General features: G+C 55.1%; 22 protein-coding genes. 17 read left to right on the top strand and 5 right to left on the bottom strand.

The annotated features are described in order from the left end of the window. The first annotated feature begins 151 nt into the window (after positions 1-151). The 5 genes from ACJJIB_RS07735 to ACJJIB_RS07755 all read left to right on the top strand — a co-directional run bounded on the left by ACJJIB_RS07735 (position 152) and on the right by ACJJIB_RS07755 (position 5,704). Entirely contained in the window at positions 152-1,063 is a 912-nt protein-coding gene (locus ACJJIB_RS07735) for an AAA family ATPase (RefSeq protein WP_444885921.1), read from the top strand. A gap of 4 nt (positions 1,064-1,067) precedes the next feature. Continuing rightward, on the top strand, positions 1,068-2,069 hold the full coding sequence (locus tag ACJJIB_RS07740) for a DUF58 domain-containing protein (protein WP_444888446.1): 1,002 nt from the start codon (positions 1,068-1,070) through the stop codon (positions 2,067-2,069). Next, a complete protein-coding gene (locus ACJJIB_RS07745; protein ID WP_444888447.1) occupies positions 2,069-4,093 on the top strand; it encodes a transglutaminase TgpA family protein in 2,025 nt (674 codons plus the stop codon). The genes ACJJIB_RS07740 and ACJJIB_RS07745 overlap by 1 nt, the downstream gene beginning before the upstream one ends. Before the next feature lie 24 nt (positions 4,094-4,117). Beyond that, the gene (locus ACJJIB_RS07750; protein ID WP_444888448.1) at positions 4,118-5,338 is read left to right on the top strand and encodes an MFS transporter; all 1,221 of its coding nucleotides are present in this window, start codon (positions 4,118-4,120) and stop codon (positions 5,336-5,338) included. 72 nt (positions 5,339-5,410) lie between these two features. Then, the gene (locus tag ACJJIB_RS07755) at positions 5,411-5,704 is read left to right on the top strand and encodes a DUF3175 domain-containing protein (protein ID WP_444888449.1); all 294 of its coding nucleotides are present in this window, start codon (positions 5,411-5,413) and stop codon (positions 5,702-5,704) included. A 35-nt stretch (positions 5,705-5,739) separates the two neighbouring features. Here the strand turns inward: ACJJIB_RS07755 and sppA are convergent, their stop codons facing one another. The 4 genes from sppA to arsC form a co-directional block, all read right to left on the bottom strand. Further along, positions 5,740-7,608 carry a signal peptide peptidase SppA gene (gene sppA / locus ACJJIB_RS07760; RefSeq protein WP_444888450.1) on the bottom strand — a complete coding sequence of 623 codons (1,869 nt, stop codon included), beginning with the start codon at positions 7,606-7,608 and terminating at the stop codon, positions 5,740-5,742. Positions 7,609-7,691: 83 nt separating this feature from the next. Further along, complete coding sequence (locus ACJJIB_RS07765; RefSeq protein ID WP_444888451.1) at positions 7,692-8,039, bottom strand: DUF2069 domain-containing protein; 348 nt, start codon at positions 8,037-8,039, stop codon at positions 7,692-7,694. Between the two features lie 10 nt (positions 8,040-8,049). Then, positions 8,050-8,664, bottom strand: a complete 615-nt coding sequence (wrbA, locus tag ACJJIB_RS07770) for an NAD(P)H:quinone oxidoreductase (RefSeq protein WP_444888452.1) — start codon at positions 8,662-8,664, stop codon at positions 8,050-8,052. After that, positions 8,665-9,009, bottom strand: a complete 345-nt coding sequence (gene arsC / locus ACJJIB_RS07775; RefSeq protein ID WP_252085180.1) for an arsenate reductase (glutaredoxin) — start codon at positions 9,007-9,009, stop codon at positions 8,665-8,667. Between the two features lie 108 nt (positions 9,010-9,117). Between arsC and ACJJIB_RS07780 the strand changes: the two genes are divergently transcribed. From ACJJIB_RS07780 to ACJJIB_RS07835, 12 genes are all read left to right on the top strand, one after another. Beyond that, complete coding sequence (locus ACJJIB_RS07780; RefSeq protein ID WP_444888453.1) at positions 9,118-10,509, top strand: YihY family inner membrane protein; 1,392 nt, start codon at positions 9,118-9,120, stop codon at positions 10,507-10,509. Then, positions 10,451-10,885, top strand: coding sequence for a TlpA family protein disulfide reductase (locus ACJJIB_RS07785; protein WP_444888454.1), 435 nt, complete (start codon positions 10,451-10,453; stop codon positions 10,883-10,885). Before ACJJIB_RS07780 ends, ACJJIB_RS07785 begins: the two co-directional genes overlap by 59 nt. A 145-nt stretch (positions 10,886-11,030) precedes the next feature. After that, entirely contained in the window at positions 11,031-12,395 is a 1,365-nt protein-coding gene (locus ACJJIB_RS07790) for an L-cystine transporter (RefSeq protein WP_444885593.1), read from the top strand. Between the two features lie 132 nt (positions 12,396-12,527). Then, positions 12,528-12,974, top strand: coding sequence for a hypothetical protein (locus ACJJIB_RS07795; RefSeq protein WP_444885592.1), 447 nt, complete (start codon positions 12,528-12,530; stop codon positions 12,972-12,974). A gap of 120 nt (positions 12,975-13,094) precedes the next feature. Then, positions 13,095-13,634 carry an RNA polymerase sigma factor gene (locus ACJJIB_RS07800; RefSeq protein ID WP_252085185.1) on the top strand — a complete coding sequence of 180 codons (540 nt, stop codon included), beginning with the start codon at positions 13,095-13,097 and terminating at the stop codon, positions 13,632-13,634. Then, on the top strand, positions 13,631-13,996 hold the full coding sequence (locus ACJJIB_RS07805) for a hypothetical protein (RefSeq protein ID WP_444885591.1): 366 nt from the start codon (positions 13,631-13,633) through the stop codon (positions 13,994-13,996). Before ACJJIB_RS07800 ends, ACJJIB_RS07805 begins: the two co-directional genes overlap by 4 nt. After that, positions 13,980-14,264: a hypothetical protein gene (locus ACJJIB_RS07810; RefSeq protein ID WP_444885590.1), complete on the top strand. Its 285-nt coding sequence runs from the start codon at positions 13,980-13,982 to the stop codon at positions 14,262-14,264. Before ACJJIB_RS07805 ends, ACJJIB_RS07810 begins: the two co-directional genes overlap by 17 nt. Continuing rightward, entirely contained in the window at positions 14,257-14,775 is a 519-nt protein-coding gene (locus tag ACJJIB_RS07815; protein WP_444885589.1) for a DUF3106 domain-containing protein, read from the top strand. The genes ACJJIB_RS07810 and ACJJIB_RS07815 overlap by 8 nt, the downstream gene beginning before the upstream one ends. Positions 14,776-14,864: 89 nt before the next feature. Next, positions 14,865-15,437 (top strand): glycine zipper 2TM domain-containing protein, encoded by a 573-nt coding sequence (locus ACJJIB_RS07820; protein ID WP_444888455.1) that lies wholly within the window; start codon positions 14,865-14,867, stop codon positions 15,435-15,437. A 63-nt stretch (positions 15,438-15,500) separates the two neighbouring features. Beyond that, positions 15,501-15,818: a PepSY domain-containing protein gene (locus tag ACJJIB_RS07825; protein ID WP_252085190.1), complete on the top strand. Its 318-nt coding sequence runs from the start codon at positions 15,501-15,503 to the stop codon at positions 15,816-15,818. Between the two features lie 39 nt (positions 15,819-15,857). Continuing rightward, positions 15,858-16,532, top strand: a complete 675-nt coding sequence (locus tag ACJJIB_RS07830; RefSeq protein ID WP_252085191.1) for a response regulator transcription factor — start codon at positions 15,858-15,860, stop codon at positions 16,530-16,532. Between the two features lie 12 nt (positions 16,533-16,544). After that, a complete protein-coding gene (locus tag ACJJIB_RS07835) occupies positions 16,545-17,897 on the top strand; it encodes an ATP-binding protein (RefSeq protein WP_444888456.1) in 1,353 nt (450 codons plus the stop codon). Positions 17,898-17,928: 31 nt separating this feature from the next. On the opposite strand, the gene ACJJIB_RS07840 is transcribed toward ACJJIB_RS07835, so the two are convergent. Next, positions 17,929-19,731: an acyl-CoA dehydrogenase gene (locus ACJJIB_RS07840; protein ID WP_444888457.1), complete on the bottom strand. Its 1,803-nt coding sequence runs from the start codon at positions 19,729-19,731 to the stop codon at positions 17,929-17,931. Positions 19,732-19,890 lie beyond the last annotated feature (159 nt).

The raw sequence follows: 19,890 nt of genomic DNA on the forward strand, positions 1-19,890 counted from the left end.
GGGCACCCCCTGTCTTCCTATGATTAATAGCGGGTGCCAAATTTGCTTTTTTGCGAGTTTGGCACCATAGCACCCGCCCCACAGCGTTGGCGGGTGCTTACACCGGGCCGCTCCTTGGCCTGAGAAAAAAATGAGCAGTAATGGATTTGCCGTGCAAAAAATAGTTTCCGCCATCGTTTCCGATATTGGCAGTGTTTTGCTGGGAAAAGAGCGTCAGGTGAAGTTGGCCTTGGCCTGCCTTTTGTCAAAAGGTCACCTGTTGATTGAAGACCTGCCAGGTATGGGCAAGACCACCCTGGCCCATGCTCTGGCGCAGGTGTTCGGTCTCTCCTATAAACGCGTGCAATTTACCAGCGATATGCTGCCGGCGGATATTCTCGGTGTATCAATTTTTGAGCGGGAATCCGGGCAGTTTCATTTTCATGAGGGGCCGGTTTTCAGCCAGCTACTGCTGGCCGATGAGATCAATCGTTCCTCTCCCAAAACTCAGAGTGCTTTGCTTGAGGCAATGGAGGAGCGCCAGGTCAGTGTCGACGGCGAAACCCGCGCGTTGCCACAGCCTTTCTTTGTGATTGCCACCCAGAACCCACTGCAGCAGTCCGGTACTTTTGCCCTGCCGGAGTCACAACTGGACCGATTCCTGATGCGCATCAGCCTCGGTTACCCCAACCGCGAAGCTGAGCGGGCCCTGTATTTAGGCGCTGATCCCCGCCAACAGCTGGCCAAGCTAAAGCCGCGTATCGACCTCGCTACTCTGAAAAAAATGCAAAGTCTGGTGGGGCAGGTGAAGGCTTCTGACAGTCTGCTCGATTATTTAGAGCGTTTGGTGTTGCATACCCGCCAGAGCCCAGATTGTGCGGTGGGTTTATCGCCCCGAGGGGCACTGGCGCTGCTGCGTGCTGCCAAGGCCTGGGCGCTGATTCATAATCGCGGCCATGTCCTGCCGGAAGATATCCAGGCGGTGCTGCCCTCGGTGGCTGGGCACCGTTTGCAGAGTGATGGCGGCAATGGCGATCAGCTGGTAGAGCGCCTTATGCGCCAGGTGGATATTATCGCGGCCTAAACAGATGAGTGTGATCCGCGACCTTCCCCGACAGGCTTCCAGTACAAGCTCGCGCAATTTTTTTCGCAGGCTGGGTGAGCGCTGGCTCAGCCGACGAGCGCCTCGCTCACGGGACATCACCCTAAATCACAGCCGCCTATTTATCCTGCCCACCCGCGCGGGGCTTGGTTATTTATTGATAACCGCTTTGCTTTGGCTGCTGGCCACCAATTACGAGAACAATCTGGTTTTTGCCCTGACCTTTTTGCTGATCAGTGTCTTCGTTATCTTGCCTGTGCATACCTTCGCCAATTTGAGTGGACTGCGCCTGCAATTGCTGGGCACTGAAGCGGCCTTTGCCGGCGATTTCGCCGAGGCACATATTAATCTGAGCCGAGCGGACAAACGCCAACGGGAGTGGATACAAATTTGTTGGCCACCGGAAGAGGGCGCATATGTGGATCTCTGTGAGGAGCCCTCGGCGGACTTCCGTATTGCGCTGCCAGCCCTGCAGCGGGGACGAACTCAGGCGCCGCGCTTAAGAGTCGAGAGCCGCTTTCCACTGGGGCTGTTTCGCTGCTGGAGCCGCATCGACCTGGATGTTGAATTCCTGGTGTATCCGCGACCACTCGCCGCTGGCCCCCTGCCACTGGGAGAGGCCCAGGCAGAGGGTACATCCGGCCAGGTACGTCGCGGCGGGGATGATTATGCCTCTCTCAAACCCTACCAGCCCGGTGATTCCTTGCGCCATTTGGCCTGGAAGCAATATGCCGCCGGTCGCGATCTCTATAGCAAGGAGTATGAGAGCCGCACCGATACCCGTCTCTGGCTCGACTGGGAGTTGTTGGATGGGCGCGATGTAGAGACCCGCCTGAGCAACCTGTGTGATTGGGTCTTGCAGGCAGAGAAGCAGGGAATTGCCTATGGCCTGCGCATCCCCGGCACTACTTTGCCGCCCTCTCTCGGCACCGAGCACCAGCAGCGAGTGTTGTCAGCGCTGGCCCTGTTTCCCAAGTGGGGTGGCTGATGGCGAGCAATCGGGATCTATTGCCGCGCGAAAGCCTACTGTGGATTTTCGCTGCGCAGTTTGTCGCCCTGCTGCCACAGCTGAGCCAGTTGCCACTGTGGATTGGTTTTGCCTGGGCTTTTGCGGTCTATTGGCGCTTGGAGGTCTTTCGCGGGCGCCGTGATCTGCCAGGGCGCGCCCTCAAACTATTGGTGATTGCGCTTACAGTGGCGGGTTTGGCGCAAACCTACCAGCGTTGGTTTGCACTGGAGCCGATGGTGGCGCTGCTGGCTCTGTCCTTTACCCTGAAAAACCTGGAATTAGTCAGCCGCCGCGATGCCTTTGTCAGTTTGTTGCTGGCCTATTTTGTTGCCGCGACCCTGTTTGTGCGTGAGCAATCGATTCCCTATGCCCTCTACGGATTGATCGCGACCCTGGTGATTACCGCTGCACTGGCAGCACAGCTGGGAAGCTTCAGTGCGCGGCCGCGTCGGGCCTTGGGGCTCTCCTTGAGATTGTTGGCGCAGGCTACACCCTTGATGCTGCTGCTGTTTGTGGTTATGCCGCGCCTGGGCCCTCTGTGGAATGTGCCCCAGGATACTTCTGCCGGCCGCACTGGTGTGAGTGACTCTATGGCACCGGGTGATTTCACCCGCTTATCCAAATCCGCCAAGCCGGCACTGCGTATCTCTTTCGATGGACCCATACCGCCGCCGGAGCAACGTTATTGGCGAGGGCTGGTGTACTCCGAATTCGATGGGCGTACCTGGCGGCAGGGTTTTGGTGTGGACCCGCGCAATGGTGGCCGGGTGTACTGGAATAGTGGCGAACGTCCACTGCCACAAGTCGGCCCGCGCTACCGCTACCAGGTGATCCAGGAGGCGAGCCGCAGCCCTTGGTTGTTCGCCCTGGCAAGACCCGCCTCGGACAGCGCGGGAGTAGGAGAAACCACGGACGACCGGTTGGTAAAACGTTCCCCGGTATATAGTCGCTTTGCCTATGAGGTGCGTTCTTGGCCCCGGGATTCCCAGGTTATTCAGTCCACACTCAGCGGTGCCGAGCGCCGTCGCAATTTGCAGCTACCGGCAGATGGAAACTTGCGCATCCGAGACTGGGTGGAGCGCCTGCGCCGCAGGGGGTTGAGCGGTGAGGAGATCTCGTCACAGTTACTGGCCCTCTACAATCGCGAATTCACTTATACCTTGAGCCCACCAGCACTCGGCAGAGACAGTGTGGATGAATTCCTGTTTGACAGCCAAAAGGGATTCTGTGAGCACTTTGCCGGCAGCTATGTTTTTGCCATGCGCGCCGCCGGAGTGCCGGCACGGGTGGTGGCGGGTTACCAGGGTGGCGAGTGGGTGAGTGGTGAGGAGTACCTGCTGGTGCGCGAGTACGACGCCCATGCGTGGGCCGAGATCTGGCTCGATGGACGCGGCTGGCAGAGGGTGGACCCCACTGCTGCGGTTGCCCCGGAGCGGGTCCGGGATGGTCTGGAGAGCGCTGCCGGGGAGGAGTTTATGCGGGATTCGCTACTGCCGGTGCACCGCTTCGATATTCTGGTGAAGCTGCGCCTGCAGTGGGACATGATCAATTACCGCTGGTATCAGACCGTGATTAGTTTTGATAGTGAGAAACAGCGGGACACCTTGCAGCGCCTGGTGGGAGAGCTCTCCCCCCTGCGGATGGCCCTTTTTTTTGCCACACCGGTGGCGGTTGTACTATTTGGCATTCTTCTGTGGACCCGTTTTACTGGGCGAGGACGAAAACAGCCTGTGGTAGAGCGCCTCTATGCGGTTTTCTGTAAGCGCATGGCTCGGGCAGGTATCAAACGGCGACCCGGTGAGGCGCCGCGGGACTTCGCCGAACGTATCGCACTGGAGAGTCCCCCATTGGCAGAGTTTTCCGGGCGTGCGACAGACGCCTTTGAGCGTGCCGCTTATGGCGGGGATAAAGAAGCATTGAATGAGCTGCGCCGACTACTGCGTTGGCGCTTGGGGCTCTCTTTTGGGGTGTCGGTACGTAAAAATCGGCTGACGGGTCATTAACTCTTGGAAAGTCTATCGCGTAAGATGCCTCATAGGCTGCAAAAATTTCTGCTGGGCTACAGTGGCACTTCCCTGGCTACCGGGCTGCAGGTGATTCTCCTGCCCTGGATTGCGCTCACCGTGGTGGATTTGCCGGCTCTGCAACTGGGCTGGGTGCAGGCTTCGGTGCTTTTGCCCAATCTGGTGTTCCTGCTGTTCGGCGGTGCCCTGGCCGACCGCCGTGATCCGGCCACTGTCTCCGCACTGGCTTGCATTGGTCTGGTCCTCTGCCACACAACTCTGCTGCTGGTTTACCTCCTGTCCATGATCTCCCTGCCGATATTGATGCTCTACGGTATTTGCCTTGGGATTTGTAGCGCTTTCCTGCAACCGGCGCGGGACAATCTGGTACAGCGCAGTGCACGCCAAGGCGGTGGGCAAACCTCCGAGCGACGGGTGCAGAAAACTGTGACCTGGATGATGTTGGCCCAATACGGTGGTCAGGCTGTGGGGATGTTGCTGGCGAGCCGCTTCGAACACTGGGGGCTGCAAGCCCTTCTGTTAGTACAGATAGGGGTATTGCTGTTGGCGGCCACAGCCTTGATTAGTCTGCGCGCGAGTGGGGCCAGCCGCATGATTAAGGAAAAAATCACCCACAGCCTGATTCTCGATGGCTTATCCCAGGCCTGGCGTCACCCAGTACTGCGTGAGTTGACCGCGTTGATGGCCTTTAATGGGTTTGTGCATATCGGTGTTTTTCTGGTGGTACTGCCGCTGCTGGCGGAGGATTACGGTCGCGGCGCCGGTTATTACGCCACGCTGCAACTGGCCTTCGTAGCTGGTACCGTAATTGCTACGGTGACTATGTTGCGCCGTGGCCAGGGGGCTGAACCTGGGCGCGGTATTCTTATGTGCCTGCTCTATAGCGCAGCGCTGTTGATTGCCATCAGCCTCGGTCCTACGAAGTTTGGCCTAATCCTGCTGTGTCTGTGTTGGGGGGCGGTGGCGGCGGCTTCCGCTGGCCTCGGTCGCGGCATAGTACAGTTGCTCGCCCCAGCGGAATACCGCAGCCGCATCATCTCCATTTATCAGTTTGCGCTGTTTGGCTCCGCCGCTCTTGGGGCACTGGCCGCTGGAGTCTTGAGTGAATACGCTGCCCCCCTGACCACCTTGCTGTGGGCGGGGATTTTAAGTCTGCTCGCCTTTGCCCTGGTGGCTTTAAGTGGTGCCCTGCGCCGGGTCAAAATCACTGACAGCGAGGTCTGAGTTGCTTCGTGCGACCAACATAGACGCCGCCACCATATAGTTAGGTGGGTCAGCCAATGAGTGGAGGTGTTGGTGAGTCCCGCCAAAAAGGCCAATTGGTCGGAAGAGGTCACGCGCCACAGCCATGCCCTGGATTTGAGTGAGGGCCTCTTTAGCCTGGAGGACCCGAAAGCGATCGCACAGGGATTGAAAGCGGCTGCGGAATCCAGCCAGCGGCGCAAGTCTGACCCCTATCGCTCCGCTATGTCTATGCTGACGCTCTATATCAACCGGGCGGGACAGAGGCTGCCGGCGAAAAGGCGGCGACTACTGGAACAGGCCAAGGAAGAATTACGCGGGCTTTACGGGCGTCCGCGCCGGCATTGAGCCGGCGGCGGAATGTGGTGTTGAGATGAAAAACTTTAGGGCGCTTGGCAGGGCAGGCAGCGCACATAGAGGGCGCGCGGGTCGCGATAACTCTGCAGCTCGGAGATTGGCGCCAATACCGGCTGCACGCTGTTTAGCCAGGCGCCGAGTGGCAGATTGGCTTCAAGGCTCGCGGCAATTTTCGCGTCTACATTGTCGCTCAAAGCGCGCAGGAATTTTTCGCCGGGGCTCAGTTCACGCTGGATCTCTACTACGTCGTATTCTTCGATTTCAGCAAGCTGCGCGGCGTCGGCGATGGCGTCGCTGAGATTGCCGAGATCGTCTACCAATCCTAATTTCTTGGCGGCGCGGCCGGTCCATACCTGCCCCTGGGCAATCTTGTGCACCTCTTTGGGAGTGCTGCCGCGGGCTTCGGCGACAATACGCAGGAAGCGTGCATAGGTGTTATCCACCCCTTGCTGCAGAATGCTGGCTGCTGCTGGCGACAGGGCGCGATCCAGGCGCATACTGCCGGCCAGGTCCGAGGTACCTACGCCATCGGTGTAAACACCGATATGCTCGAGGGAGTTCTCAAACGTCGGGAAGGCGCCAAATACACCGATAGAGCCGGTGAGCGTGGCCGGGGAGGCCCAGATGCGATCGCCGCCAGTAGCGATCCAGTAGCCACCGGAAGCGGCGAGACTGCCCATGGAAATCACCACTGGAATTTTTGCTGCACGGGTAGCCAGCAACTCCTGGCGAATGGCCTCGGAAGCAAAGGCGGAGCCGCCGCCGCTGTCGATACGCAGTACCAGGGCATCCACTTCTTTTTCTCGGGCGCGTTGGATTAATTTGCCGAGACTTTCACTGCCGATGCGACCGGCAGGTGCCTGGCCGTCGACAATAGAACCACTGGCGGTGATCAGACCAATTTTCTTGGACTCCCGGATAGGTTTGGCCGCCTCGGCAAGTTTATGGCTGCGCAAGTAGGCGAGGGCGTCAATAAACTTGTACTCGCGCTTTTTACTATCATCTTCGCCGATGGTCTTTTTCAGCTCCTCCATTGCCTCAATGCGGCTGGCGAGCTGGTCCACCAGTTTATTGGCCAATGCGGCTTCGGCCCAACTGCCCTGATGCTGCTGCAGTTTTTGTGGCAACTCGTTGATAAACAGGTCGATGCTCTCGGCGGGCAGGTTGCGCAGGCCGGTTACCTGCTCGCTGTATTCTCCCCAGAGTTCATTCAGCCAGCGCTGGTTGTTTTCACGCGAGGCGGGGGACATATCGTCACGGGTGTAGGGCTCGATAAAGTCTTTGTAATCGCCCACGCGGAACACATGGAAGTTGACTTTGAGTTTCTCCAGGGCGCTCTTGTAATAGTTGCGATAAACACCGAAGCCGGTGAGCATCACTGAGCCCATAGGATTGAGGTAGACCTTATCTGCGTGGCTGGCGAGGAAGTACTGAGGTTGGGTGAAGTTGTCACCCACAGCGTAAATAGGTTTGTCCGCAGCTTTAAAGCGTTGTAGAGCAGCGCCTATTTCATCGAGCTTGCTGAGACTGCCACCCACCATGTGGTCCAGTTCTAGCACCAGTGAGGAGATACGTTTATCCGTGGCGGCATTGTCGATAGCGTCTACCAGATCTTTGACGCGCACCTCTGCGGGGCCGCGGTTGCCGCCCAGGAAAATCGGTAAAGTGGCGGGCTGGGCCAGTTCATCCACAAGAAAGCCATGGGGCGCTACGCGCAGGGCCGCGCCCTGTGGAACCACTAAACGCTCGTCCTTGCTGAAAATGGCGATACCTAGAAACAGCAAAATCAGCAGGAAGACGATATTGGTGAATACTCGTCGTAACCAAGTGATGGAGCCGCCAATCGCAGCTAAAAAGCCTCGGGCAAACCCTTTTTTCTGGGGTGAATCAGTCAAACCTCAAAACTCCTCAGTGCGTGGAAAGCGCATGTTTCCACGCCTTTGTGTCTGGAACCATTGGCGGAAATTCCGTCATGGGGTTACTGCATGCGATGCCAGCGACTGCTCATCATTGCAGAAAAGAATAGGATAAGGCTCAAAACCATCATTACGCCATCCTCCCAGCCTCGTGTAGGCATCATTACGTCGACAATGCTGGTGGTAATGTACAAAAGCAGAATAAAACAGAGCCAGAGATAACTGCGATAACGTTGCTTGATCAGGCCCGGCAGCACCAGCAGTAACGGTACTGTCTGAATCAGCCAAAGGGAGAGAGAGCCCCCCTCGACAAACAGGTTCCGCACTGCAAACAGCACCAACAGGCCGATATAGCAAAACCAATTGATACGGAGCGCAATGTGTAGTTTGCGCTGAATAGTGTCGTTCACGTTGAATCCTTTATTTGGCAGCTGGAACCGCTAGGGTCTGGGCCAGTTGGCCGACACGTGTACCGAGCGCCCTGCACAGGGTGATTTCATCTTCGCTCAGGTCACTGGTATGCCCTTTATTCCAGTGAGAAGCGCCGTAGGGCGTACCGCCGGTACTGGTCCGCATGAGGGCCGCTTCGGAGTAGGGGATGCCAGCAATCAACATGCCGTGATGTAGAAGTGGCAGCATCATTGAGGTAAGTGTGGTCTCTTGACCACCGTGTAGGCTGCCGGTGGCGGTAAAGACCGCAGCCGGTTTGCCAGTGAGGCTGCCATCCAGCCAAATGTCGCTGGTCTGGTCGAGAAAATAGCGCAGCGGTGATGCCATATTGCCAAAGCGGGTGGGGCTGCCCATCAACAGGCCTGCACACTGACGCAGGTCGTCGAGGGTGCAGTAGGGCGCGCCCTCACTTGGCACAGGGGCCAGACTGGCCTCGGAGTCGGGAGACACTGCGGGTACGGTGCGCAGGCGTGCGGCGATACCACTGGCTTCCACCCCCCGCGCTAGCTCAGCAGCCATGCGCGCAGTGGCGCCGCTGCGGCTGTAATAGAGAATCAGCACATAGGCTTCGCTTTCGGGCGACATTTAGAGTAGCTCCAGCGCATTTTCTGGTGGGCGGCCGATCGTGGCTTTGTCGTCTCTTACTACGATCGGGCGCTGGATCAGGATGGGATTTTCTACCATGGCCTTGATTAGCTGAGCTTCGTCAAGGTCCCCGTCTTTCAGGTTGAGTTGCTTATACGGCTCCTCTCCGGTGCGCAACAGGTCGCGTGCAGGGATGCCGAGTTTTTGCAGTACCTGGTTTAGCTCTTCAGCAGAAGGAGGGTTTTGCAGGTAGAGAATCACTTCCGGTTCCACACCGTTGTCCTGCAGCAATTGCAGGGTTTGACGGGATTTTGAGCAGCGCGGGTTGTGGTAGATCGTCCACATTATGTCGGTATCCTGTTACTGTTTGGCGTATTCTAACCGAATACCGTAGCGGAATTCTAAGGCGCAAGTCGAGTACTCGCAGCATTTGGCGGAGGTCGCACACAGGGAATGAAATTGAAATCAAGCGTGAAAGACTGGCTCGTTCAATGGCGGCGCTTTGCGACCTCTTTATGGTCTTTATTTGTGGAGAAAAACTGCCAAAAAAGTGCGGCGGCTCTCACTTATATGACTCTGTTTGCCATAGTGCCGCTGGTGACAGTGAGTTTTGCGATGCTGTCGCTGTTCCCGGACTTTGCCGGCCTGCAGACTCGCTTGCAGGAACAGCTTTTTTCCCACTTTGTGCCGCAAAGTGGGCGTGAGGTTCAGGAATATATCAGCAGTTTTTCTGCCCAGGCGCAGCGGCTTACCGGGTTGGGTATTGCCATGCTGGTGGTAACTTCGGGGCTTACACTGCGCAGCATTGAGGGTACCTTTAATTCTATCTGGGATGTATCCCGTGGGCGCAGTGGGGTTTCGAGCTTTCTCTTGTACTGGGCCATTCTCAGTCTTGGGCCCATCTTATTAGGGGCAGGGCTTGCTGCCAGTACTTTCTTGCTCTCACAGAAGCTGTTTTTAGGTGGGGAAGAGGGTATCGGCATGATGGCTGTGGTGCTGAGGGTGCTGCCTTTTATTTTCACCACGATTGTTTTCACCCTGCTTTTTGTCGCTGTGCCTAACTGCTATGTGTCCCTACGCCATGGAATTGAGGGAGGGGTGGTCACTTCTATTGCCTTTGAAGTCATGAAATACCTGTTTGGTGCCATCGTTGCGCGCAGTTCTGTACAGGCTATTTATGGGGCCTTTGCCTTTGTGCCTTTGTTCCTGTTGTGGATTTATATGATGTGGATGTTGGTGCTGGCAGGCTGTGTACTGGTGCGAACCCTTTCTGTGTATCGCGCTGCAACCCAGGGCCGTCAGCATTCAGACCTGGTCGCTACTTTGATTGTCCTCTGGCAAATGTTTAAAGGTGGGTGGCATGGCAAACCGTTGCGCGAGCGTGATATTTCTTTGCTGGGAATTAAATTTGGCCAGTGGCGGCGCTTGCGGGATGTCTTACAGGCACATCGGGTGATAGCCCAGACCGACGGAAGTGATTATGTCCTACTGCGCGATCTTAATGCGGTATCGCTCATGGAGCTTTCCAGTTGGTTGAATCCTCAGTGGATTCCCAGTGGCAATCCAAGCGATTTACAAGGGTTCGAGTGGTACAGCGAAGTGGAGAGTCGTTTTGCCAAGGCGCGCGGGACTGCCGGGGAACAGCTGGGAATCACAATTGGATCTCTTTTTACCGCAGCCTTGGAAAAGGAGCAGGCCGAAGCCAGTGAAAGGGAAATACCAAAATACTTAGAAAATGAAATTATGGAAGCGGAGGGTCAGGATGATGTTGCTGATAATAAAAAAAATGAAGAAAACTCTGGTAGTAACCTCTCTATTCTTGGTAAGCGTAATCAGCGCTTGTGAGAGTGACAGCCGTTTGCACTCCGTGAGTGGTGCGCCGGTTGTTACCGAGGGGAAAATAGTCCTGGTCAACTATTGGGCGGAGTGGTGCAAACCCTGTCGGGAAGAAGTGCCGGTACTTAATGAGTTGGCGCAAACCAATAGTGATGTGGTAGTGGTGGGGGTTAATTTTGATGGTTTGCCCACACCTGCAGCAATTGAGCAGGCGCAGAAACTGGGCATAGAATTTCCGCTGTTGGCCCAAGAGCCAGATGGCCGCTGGGGGCAACCCTGGCCTGAAGTACTGCCTACAACTTTAGTGATTGGTGAAGATGGTCGCTGGATAAAAACACTGGTTGGCCCTCAGACTGCTGAGGACTTAAAGGTGGCTCTTCAGTAAAGTTGTCTCTCTAAGTTAATTAAAAAAAATTAATCAATATAACTATAACCAAAGTATCTATAACCAAGGTAACTATAGGGCATTGGCATATCGCTGATAGCATGCCGCCACTTTTTTAGTTTGCCCAGGGTGGGATTCTCATACCATGCACATCGGCGCTTTTGTTCTGCTTCTCGGTTTTGTGGTTTTAATGTTTGGCTTGTACCGCTGGCAGCGTGGCAGGGACACCCTTGCCCCTGGTGTGTTTGCTGGGCTGTTACTGGGTGTGGCTTTTGGGGCGCTTCTACAGCTATCGCGTAACTGGGGTGTTGCTCCGGGTGAGGTTCTGCCCTGGATTGAGATGTTGGGCGATAGCTATGTAAACCTATTGTATATGTTAGTTATGCCACTCGTACTCACTTCTATTCTGGTTGCAGTGGTAAAAGTGAGTCACACTCAGGCGCTGGGTAAAATTAGTGTGTCGGTGCTGGGGGTTTTACTCGGCACTACTGCAATTGCCGCCCTGATAGGTGTGGCCATGGCCGATTTGTTTGGGCTCTCTGCTGCGGGTCTTGTCGAAGGAACCCGTGAGGCGGCAAGAGTAGAAGTGCTCAATGAGCGAATTGGGCGGGTCAGCGATCTCTCGATTCCCGAAATTATCACCTCTTTTATTCCGCGCAATATTTTCCTGGATTTGACCGGAGCCCGCTCTACCTCTGTAATTTCAGTGGTTATTTTTGCTGTGCTATTGGGGCTTGCGGCCCTGGCTGTACGCCGTGAGTTTCCGCAGGAAGGTGCCGCTATCGAGCGCTTTGTGCATGTCGCGCAAGTCTGGATTATGAAGTTGGTGCGTTTGGTTATGGCATTCACGCCCTACGGAGTTATGGCGCTGGTTGCTGGACTGATTGCCAAATCCAGCTGGGCGGATATTGCCAATCTGTTTGGTTTTGTCGTGGCTTCTTTCTGTGCGATAGGCCTAATGTTTTTGGTGCATGGTCTATTGCTGTTAGTAAATGGAGTGAATCCACTGCACTACTTCACCAAGGTCTGGCCGGTGCTGGTGTTTGCCTTTAGCTCCCGTTCCAGTGCCGCCACCATTCCTCTGAATGTGGAAACCCAGGTAGATGAACTGCGCAATTCACCGGCTATTGCCAACTTCTCTGCATCCTTCGGTGCCACTATTGGTCAAAATGGTTGCGCGGGAATTTATCCTGCGATGCTTGCCACCATGGTGGCGGTGCCGATGGGTATTAACGTGTGGGACCCAATGTGGTTGGGCACCCTGTTGGTAGTGGTGGTAATCAGCTCCTTCGGTATTGCCGGAGTGGGTGGTGGGGCAACTTTTGCCGCACTGGTGGTGCTGCCGGCAATGGGTTTGCCAGTTACCATCGCGGCGCTATTGATTTCTGTGGAGCCGCTGATTGATATGGCGCGCACTGCTCTCAACGTGAATGGCGCTATGACGGCGGGTACCTTGACCCAGCGCTGGCTTGGGGATGAGGTGCCCGGTCCAGAGGTCGTAGAAGGATAAGTAAGAGTCGCAGGCCTATGGAATAAGCACCTGAAAAAATAAAATTTCTTGTCAACCTCTGATCCAGTAGAGCGTTCTAATCAGTGCAGTTTAAACCTTATTGGTTTTCCTCAAATGGAAATGGAGTGATTTATGAAAAAACTGATTGGACTCTCGCTGTTGACTATTGGCCTGGCTTTTCCTTACTCCCTTTATGCACAGAGTGATGAGAGCGAACCGCATGACCACGGTGACCATGTTGAAGATCGTCTCGATCAAAAAGGCGATCGCATAGAGGCGAGATTGGATCAAAAGGGAGATCATATTGAAGAGCGCCTCGATAACAAGGGTGATCGCATCAATGAACGCTTGGATCAAAGAGCTGAGCAGGCTGCTGCTAATGGCAATGATAAATTGGCTGAGCGACTAGACCGCAAAGGGGATCGTATCGACAACCGGCTTGACCAGAAAGGCGAGCGAATTAACGAACGCTTGGATAACAAGGGTACAAAAATCAATAATCGGCTAGACAAAAAAGGAGAGCGCACAGATCGCCGTATGGATCGACGTGCCAAGGCCCGTAAGCGTGAAGAGGGATGATCCCGAGAACTGGGGTGGCTTAAATAAAAAAGTGCGGGCGAAGTCTTTGTATGACGACTTCAAAATCAATAAAAAGAATCTGGAAGAGTATTCTGTGCGAAAGGACTTCAGCCGGTTTCTATGAATCAGTTCCTCGCCCAGGTGGAGAAACGGGCATTCACCATGGCGAATTACGCTGTTGGCAATCGGGATGATGCACTGGATATCGTGCAGGATTCCATGTTGGCGTTGGTGAGGAAATATAGTGGCCGCGATCGGGCCGAGTGGCGGCCGCTGTTTTTCACTATTCTCAACAACCGGATTACCGATTGGCACCGGCGTAACAATAAGCTATCCCGCTGGCAACTATTTCGGGAAAAGCTACCGGCAAACAGCGATGAGCTAGATCCAGCGCCGCTGGAATGGGTCGATAGCCATAATCCCACCCCGGATAAGGTCCTTGCTGGCGAACGCCTATTGGAAGCCATCGATAGTGCTGTGGCCAAGTTGCCCCTGCGCCAACAGCAGGCCTTCCTGCTGCGCTGTGTCGAAGAATTCGATGTTGCCGAGACTGCGCGGGCAATGTCCTGCAGTCAGGGGAGTGTTAAGACCCATTTATCAAGAGCTATGCGCAGTTTGCGCAACCATCTAGAGGCATTCCAACTAGAGGCAACGCAATGAATAGTCGGCAAGAAAATCCAGTCGTGCAGAGTGATTCATTAAAGAAAGCTGCGCAGCATGCAGTTGTCCGGCGGGAGCGTGATATTGATACAGAGACTCTATCGCGGCTTGCTGCAGCCAGACAACGCGCAGTGGCGGCAAAGAAATCGTATTATCGCGACTCTCCCGGCTGGCTAGTTTTCACTGGCGCTTGTGCATCATTGTTGTTATTGCTGTTTTGGCCTGTATCCAGCGAGCAGGCCGCTACCGAATTGCTGAGTGCCACTGACTGGTATTTATATGAGGAAATGGATGTCGAAATGGTTGAGGATATGGAGTTCTACCAGTGGTTGGCGGAAGAGTTGAATGGGCAATCCTCCTAGTGATGAAAAAGTGCTTTTTACTAAGAAAAGTATCGCTAAAGGCCTTTTCTATACGGTGCTCTTTTTTACAGCCCCGCTACTGGCGCAGGATCTGCAGCCACTGGATGAGGACTTCCTGATGTTTGTCGGGGAGTGGGCCGATGAGCAGGGAGATATACAAACGCCGGAAGCGCTGGAGATGTTGTTACCCAAGCCGGAAAAGCCAGCGATAACAGGCAGACCAAATACCGGGGGAGGGGAGACCCACGAGGAGCTGAGCGATGAGTGAGCGAAGAACCATATTGATTGGTTGGTTGGCTGCCGTGTATTTATCGCTCTTTGTGAATGTTTCCCAGGCACAGGATTGGCAGAGTCTCAGTGACAGTGAGCGCCGACTTTTACAGAATTTTGAGACGCGTTGGTCACAACTGAGTGAAGATCGACGGGAACAATTGTTACGCGGGGCCAGACGCTGGAGTGAAATGAACCCCGAGCAGCGCCAAGAAGCGCGTCAACAGTATAAGCGCTGGCAGGATATACCCAGAGAGCGGCGCGCCCAGTTGCGGGACTCTTATCGCCGCTTTATGGACCTACCCGAGGAGGAGCGTCAGCGTATTCGCGAGGCGCGCAAGCGCTTCCGTCAGATGCCTCCCCAGCAGCGCAAACAGTTGCGGGAACAATGGGAGAAGGATAAAAGCGGCCGTGCGGAGAATCGGGAAAGGCGGAACCAGCGGGAACGGCGCCGCAGGGAGAGACAGGAGCGGCGGCAGCAGAGGCGAGAGGAAACGGAGAGAACCTGATGTTTCTTACCACCTCAGGTGTAATTCAGCGTCTATTCAGATGAATTTGACTACTCTGGCTCCCGTTGATGAATAACGGGAGATCGATTGTGCAACTCTTCAAGCAGTTTATCGCTGGCGCGGCAGTCGCCGCGCTGGTGGCCTTGAGTGCTACCGCCAAAGCGGGCCCCAATGGCTACACAGACCCCTACGGTGCGGATAGCTACGACTTTGCCCGCGTCACCGAGGTTACTCCCGTTTACACCGATATTCAGGTCCGTAACCCGCGCACTTACTGCCGGGATGAGCAGGTGGCCTACCGGGAGCCCGCTTCTCCGGCGGGTACTGTGGTTGGCGGGCTGATCGGTGCCGCTGTTGGCAACAGCTTGGGACGTGGCGGTCATCACGGTCGCTATCACCACCATCACGGCCAACGGGCTGGAGCCACTGTTGCGGGCGCACTGGTGGGAGCGCTGGTGGGTAACCAGATCAGTCGGGCCAACGCCCCAACTTATTACGCCACGGAATCTCGTTGCCAGGTTGTCGACGAGTTCAGTACACAGCGGGAATTAGTCGGATACGATGTGCGCTATCGGTATAATGGTCAGGTTTATCTGACTCGTACAGATTACCACCCGGGCGAGAGAATCCGGGTTCGTGTCGCAGTCTCGCCGGCGCCTTGAGCCGGCGGAAGGCGGTCGAAATAGTAAAAGGTGGAAAACCAGGACATCCACAGGAGCCGCACAGTGAAATCGAGCCGCACTTTTATTCGGCATTTTCTTTTCCTTATCGTTTTGTTTCCCGGTCTATGTGCTGCCTCCTGGCAGGGTGGGCCGGCTCCGCAGAGGGAAAACTTCCGGCATGAGTTCCGCTGGGTACAGGACGGGGGTGTTTCCCGGGAAAAGGCCGCTTCGATTGTGAAACGGCGTTTTGGCGGCAAAATATTATCGGTCTCTGAAACCCGCAAACAGGGCCAGGTGGTCTACCGGGTAAAGGGGCTGTCCGATAAGAGTCAGGTCTATGTAGTTTTTGTGGACAAGAAGAGCGGCAGGATCTCCCGTTAATCACCTGCTACCACAGACTCGCAGTACAAGGGAAAGAATATGCGCGCACTATTAGTCGAAGATGAAGTTTTACTGCGCCAGCAGCTGGCAGAATCACTGCGCGGCGCTGGCTATACCGTAGATGAGGCGCCGGATGGAGAAGAGGCGCTCTACCTGGGGCGTGAATATCCTTACGATGTCGCGGTTATGGATCTGGGGCTGCCAAAAATGGATGGCATTCAGGTGATTCAGACACTGCGTGGCGAAGACAAGCATTTCCCTATCCTGATTCTCACTGCTCGCGGCCACTGGCAGGAGCGTGTGGCCGGCTTGGAAGCTGGTGGTGACGACTATCTGGTAAAGCCCTTCCACACCGAGGAGTTACTGGCGAGATTGAATGCGCTGGTGCGGCGCTCCGCCGGGTTTTCTTCACCCACGATCAAAGCGGGCCCGATACTGCTGGATACCAGCTCTCAGCGAGTCACAGTCAACGACACCGAACTGGAGTTGACCTCTTTTGAATACAAGGTGCTCGAATACCTGATGCTGCACCCGGATGAAGTAGTCTCCAAGACCACCCTCACCGAACATATCTATGAACAGGACTGCGACCGGGATAGCAATGTGATCGAAGTGTTTATCGGGCGCCTGCGCAAGAAATTTGATGCGGCGGCACAGCTTAAGCCCATCGAAACCTTGCGTGGCCGCGGATACCGCTTTATGGCTCCCAGTTGACCCTGATTTGTAATGCAACTGTTTTCCTTTTGGCTGAATTCTCTAAAAGGCCGCCTGGCACTAGTTACCAGCCTGGTGCTGGTGGCATTTGTGCTGTTGATTTCCGGGGTGCTGGAGCACGCTTATCGCACCTCTTTGAATGAGGCTAAACAGCGCGAGCTGCAGCTTTATATCTACACCCTGTTGGCACTGGCGGAACCTGAGGGCGAGAGTCTGGTGCTGCCGCCCGAACTGCCCGAACAGCGCTTCAACCAGCCAGATTCCGGCCTGATTGGCGCAGTTTTGGATGGGCAAGGGCGGGTAATTTGGCGTTCTGAATCGGCCCTGGCAATGCCAGAGGTGGAATTTTCCCCGCTGCCGCAAGGGCAGCAGTCTTTTATGCGTATTTCCCTGCCAGGTGGCGATGCCAATTACAGCAGCTTCCGCCAGGGAGTGGCTTGGGGTCTGGAAAATGAGCACCCTTTCACCTTTGTAGTGCTGGAGGATGCGGCGCCGCTACAGGCACAGGTCGGGCAGTTCCGTTCGACCATCTGGCAGTGGCTGGGGGTGGCGGCGCTGTTGCTGGTCTTGGCTCAATGGCTGGTATTGCGCTGGGGATTTGCGCCGTTAAGCGCACTGGCGCAGGCCCTGCGCGATATGCAGCAGGGTGGCAGCGATCGCCTGGAGGGAAACTTCCCGCTGGAGTTGCGCCCGCTTACCGACAACCTGAATCTGTTGATTGAAAATGAGCGGCGTCAGCGTGAGAAGACCCGCCATACCTTGGCGGACCTGGCCCACAGTCTGAAAACGCCACTGGCGGTACTCAAAGGGTTGAGCCTGGAAAAGGACCCCGATGCCGCTGGAAAAACCCTTGCGGATCAAGTACAGCGTATGGACAGCATTATTAGCTACCAACTTCAGCGCGCGGTAGCCAGCTCCCCTAAGTCTATCCTGCGCGGTATTGCCGTGGCGCCACTTCTGGAAAAGATCCTGGATGCCCTGGAAAAAGTCTATCGCAGCAGGCCCTGTGAAGTGCGAAGGGAGTGTACTGAGAACGCCCTGTTCTATGGGGATGAGGGCGATTTGATGGAGCTGCTTGGCAATCTGCTCGATAATGCTTACAAGTACGGTGCCGGCCAGGTTCGAGTTGTTATTGAGAACCCCGAGGAGGGGCGCAAGCTCTCTATCCGGGTCGCTGATAATGGGCCCGGCCTAGATAACGATAAATGGCGCGAAGTAACCCAACGCGGAGTACGTGCCGACCAGCAACAGCCTGGCCAGGGTATTGGCCTGGCTGTTGTGGTGGACATTGTTGAGAGTTACCAGGGGCAAATCAGCGCTGAATCTCTTCCCGAAGGGGGCACGGAAATTACTGTACTGCTGTAGTTACTACGTGGCCCCTCCTGATCGTCACTCGCTAAAACCAATCGACTCGCATATCGAACGGCAGGTTATTGCCACTTTGCAGCAGGCTTATTTGCGGCTGGATATTGGGTAGTTCCCATTCAAAATAAAAGAGGGCGGTGTGCAACTTGCCACGGTAAAAATTGCCATCTTCCTCGCTGGTAGTTCCTTCCAGGGCATTCGCGGCGATAATCGCCTGTCGCAGCCAGATCCAGGCCACCATAATGCAGCCGAAAACATCCAGATAGAGAGTGGCATTACTGAGCCCGCGATCCACATCCTCCTGTAATTGCGTAAACAGGGCCATGCCCGTTTCGTCGAGCTTTTGCAGGGATTCCTCCAGAGTATCGGCCATGCTAATCAAGCTCTCTTTCTGCCGTGCCTCCAATACCGTTTTGCGGATTTCCGTTTGCAGCAACTGGTAGGCCTGGAAATTTTTGCTGGGCACTTTGCGCGCGAGTAGATCGAGGGCGTGGATACCTTCAGTGCCCTCGTGGATGGCGTTCAGGCGATTATCCCGATAAAGCTGTTCCAGGGGGAATTCCCGAATATAACCGGCGCCGCCGAGTACCTGAATGGCCAGTTCATTGGCTTTCAGGCAGTACTTGGAGGGCCAGGATTTCACTACCGGAGTAATCAGGTCTAACAGAGTGGCTGCCTGCTGGCTCTCTTCTTCCGTGGGTGCGCTGTGCTGGTCTTCATAAAGAGAAGTGGCGTACATACTTAAACCCAGGCCGCCCTCGGCATAGGCCTTTTGCATCAGCAGCATACGGCGAATGTCCGCATGTTGAATAATGGGTACTTGCTTGGCGCTGGGATCCTGATTGGAAGGCAGGCGTCCCTGGGGGCGGTCCTTGGCATACTGCAGGGAGTAGGCATAGCCCTGATAACCCAGAATAGAGGCCCCTGCGCCGACACTGATACGAGCCTCATTCATCATCTGGAACATATATTTGAGCCCCTGATGAGGCTCACCGATCAGGTAGCCCACTGCGCCCTGATCCTCACCAAAGCTCAATACTGTAGAGGTCGTGTTGCGAAAGCCCATTTTATGCAGCAATCCCGCCAGTTTTACATCGTTGGGCTGGGCTACCTGGCCGTTTTCATCAAGGAGCATTTTAGGCACTAAAAATAGGGATATTCCCTTAACGCCGGCGGGAGCACCCTTGATTTTTGCCAATACCAGATGAACGATATTTTCTGTCAGAGACTGGTCGCCACCGGAGATATACATCTTTTGTCCGCGAATACGGTAGCTGCCATCTTCAGCCTGTTCGGCACTGGTGCGGATATCGGCCAGAGCTGAGCCCTGATCGGGCTCTGTGAGAGCCATAGTGCCGGCGAAGCGGCCATCGAGCATCTGCGGCAAAAACTGTGCCTTTAGGCTGTCACTGGCAAATGAGCGCAGTAAGTTGGCGGCGGCAATAGTCAGGAAGGGGTAGCAAGCGCTGGCAATATTTGCGGCACTAACATAGCCAAGGGCCGTGCTGATTATCGCTTTGGGCAGCTGCATGCCGCCTTCATCAAAATTGCAATGCCCCGCGAGAAAACCGGCCTCCGAGAGGGCATCCCAAGATTGCTTGGTCTCTGCAATCATCTGTATTTTTTCGCCATCAAAGTTGGGCTCATTGGCATCGCCCTTGGCATTGTGGTTGGCGAAAAATTTTTCGGCAATAGTGCGTGCGGTTTTCAGTGTTGCATCGAAAACTTCCCTGGAATGCTCCTTGTAACGTGGTCGCTGTAGCAGCGCTTCGGTATCGAGAAATTCATAGAGTAGAAATTCGGTATCACGGTCGTTGAGCAATGAATTGGTCATGCTTACCTCATTATTTTTTTTATGGAGCAAATGTACATATTAGTCCGACTACAAAAATTTCAAATCCACTGCACTATTGCTGGAGATAGACTCTCGTGCCGTGCTGATCAAATATTTTTTTGAGTGCTGGATAACTAAATGTCTAGTTGGTGATTGAAT

This window comes from Microbulbifer mixtoriginis (SeqCode) (genome assembly GCF_052467705.1).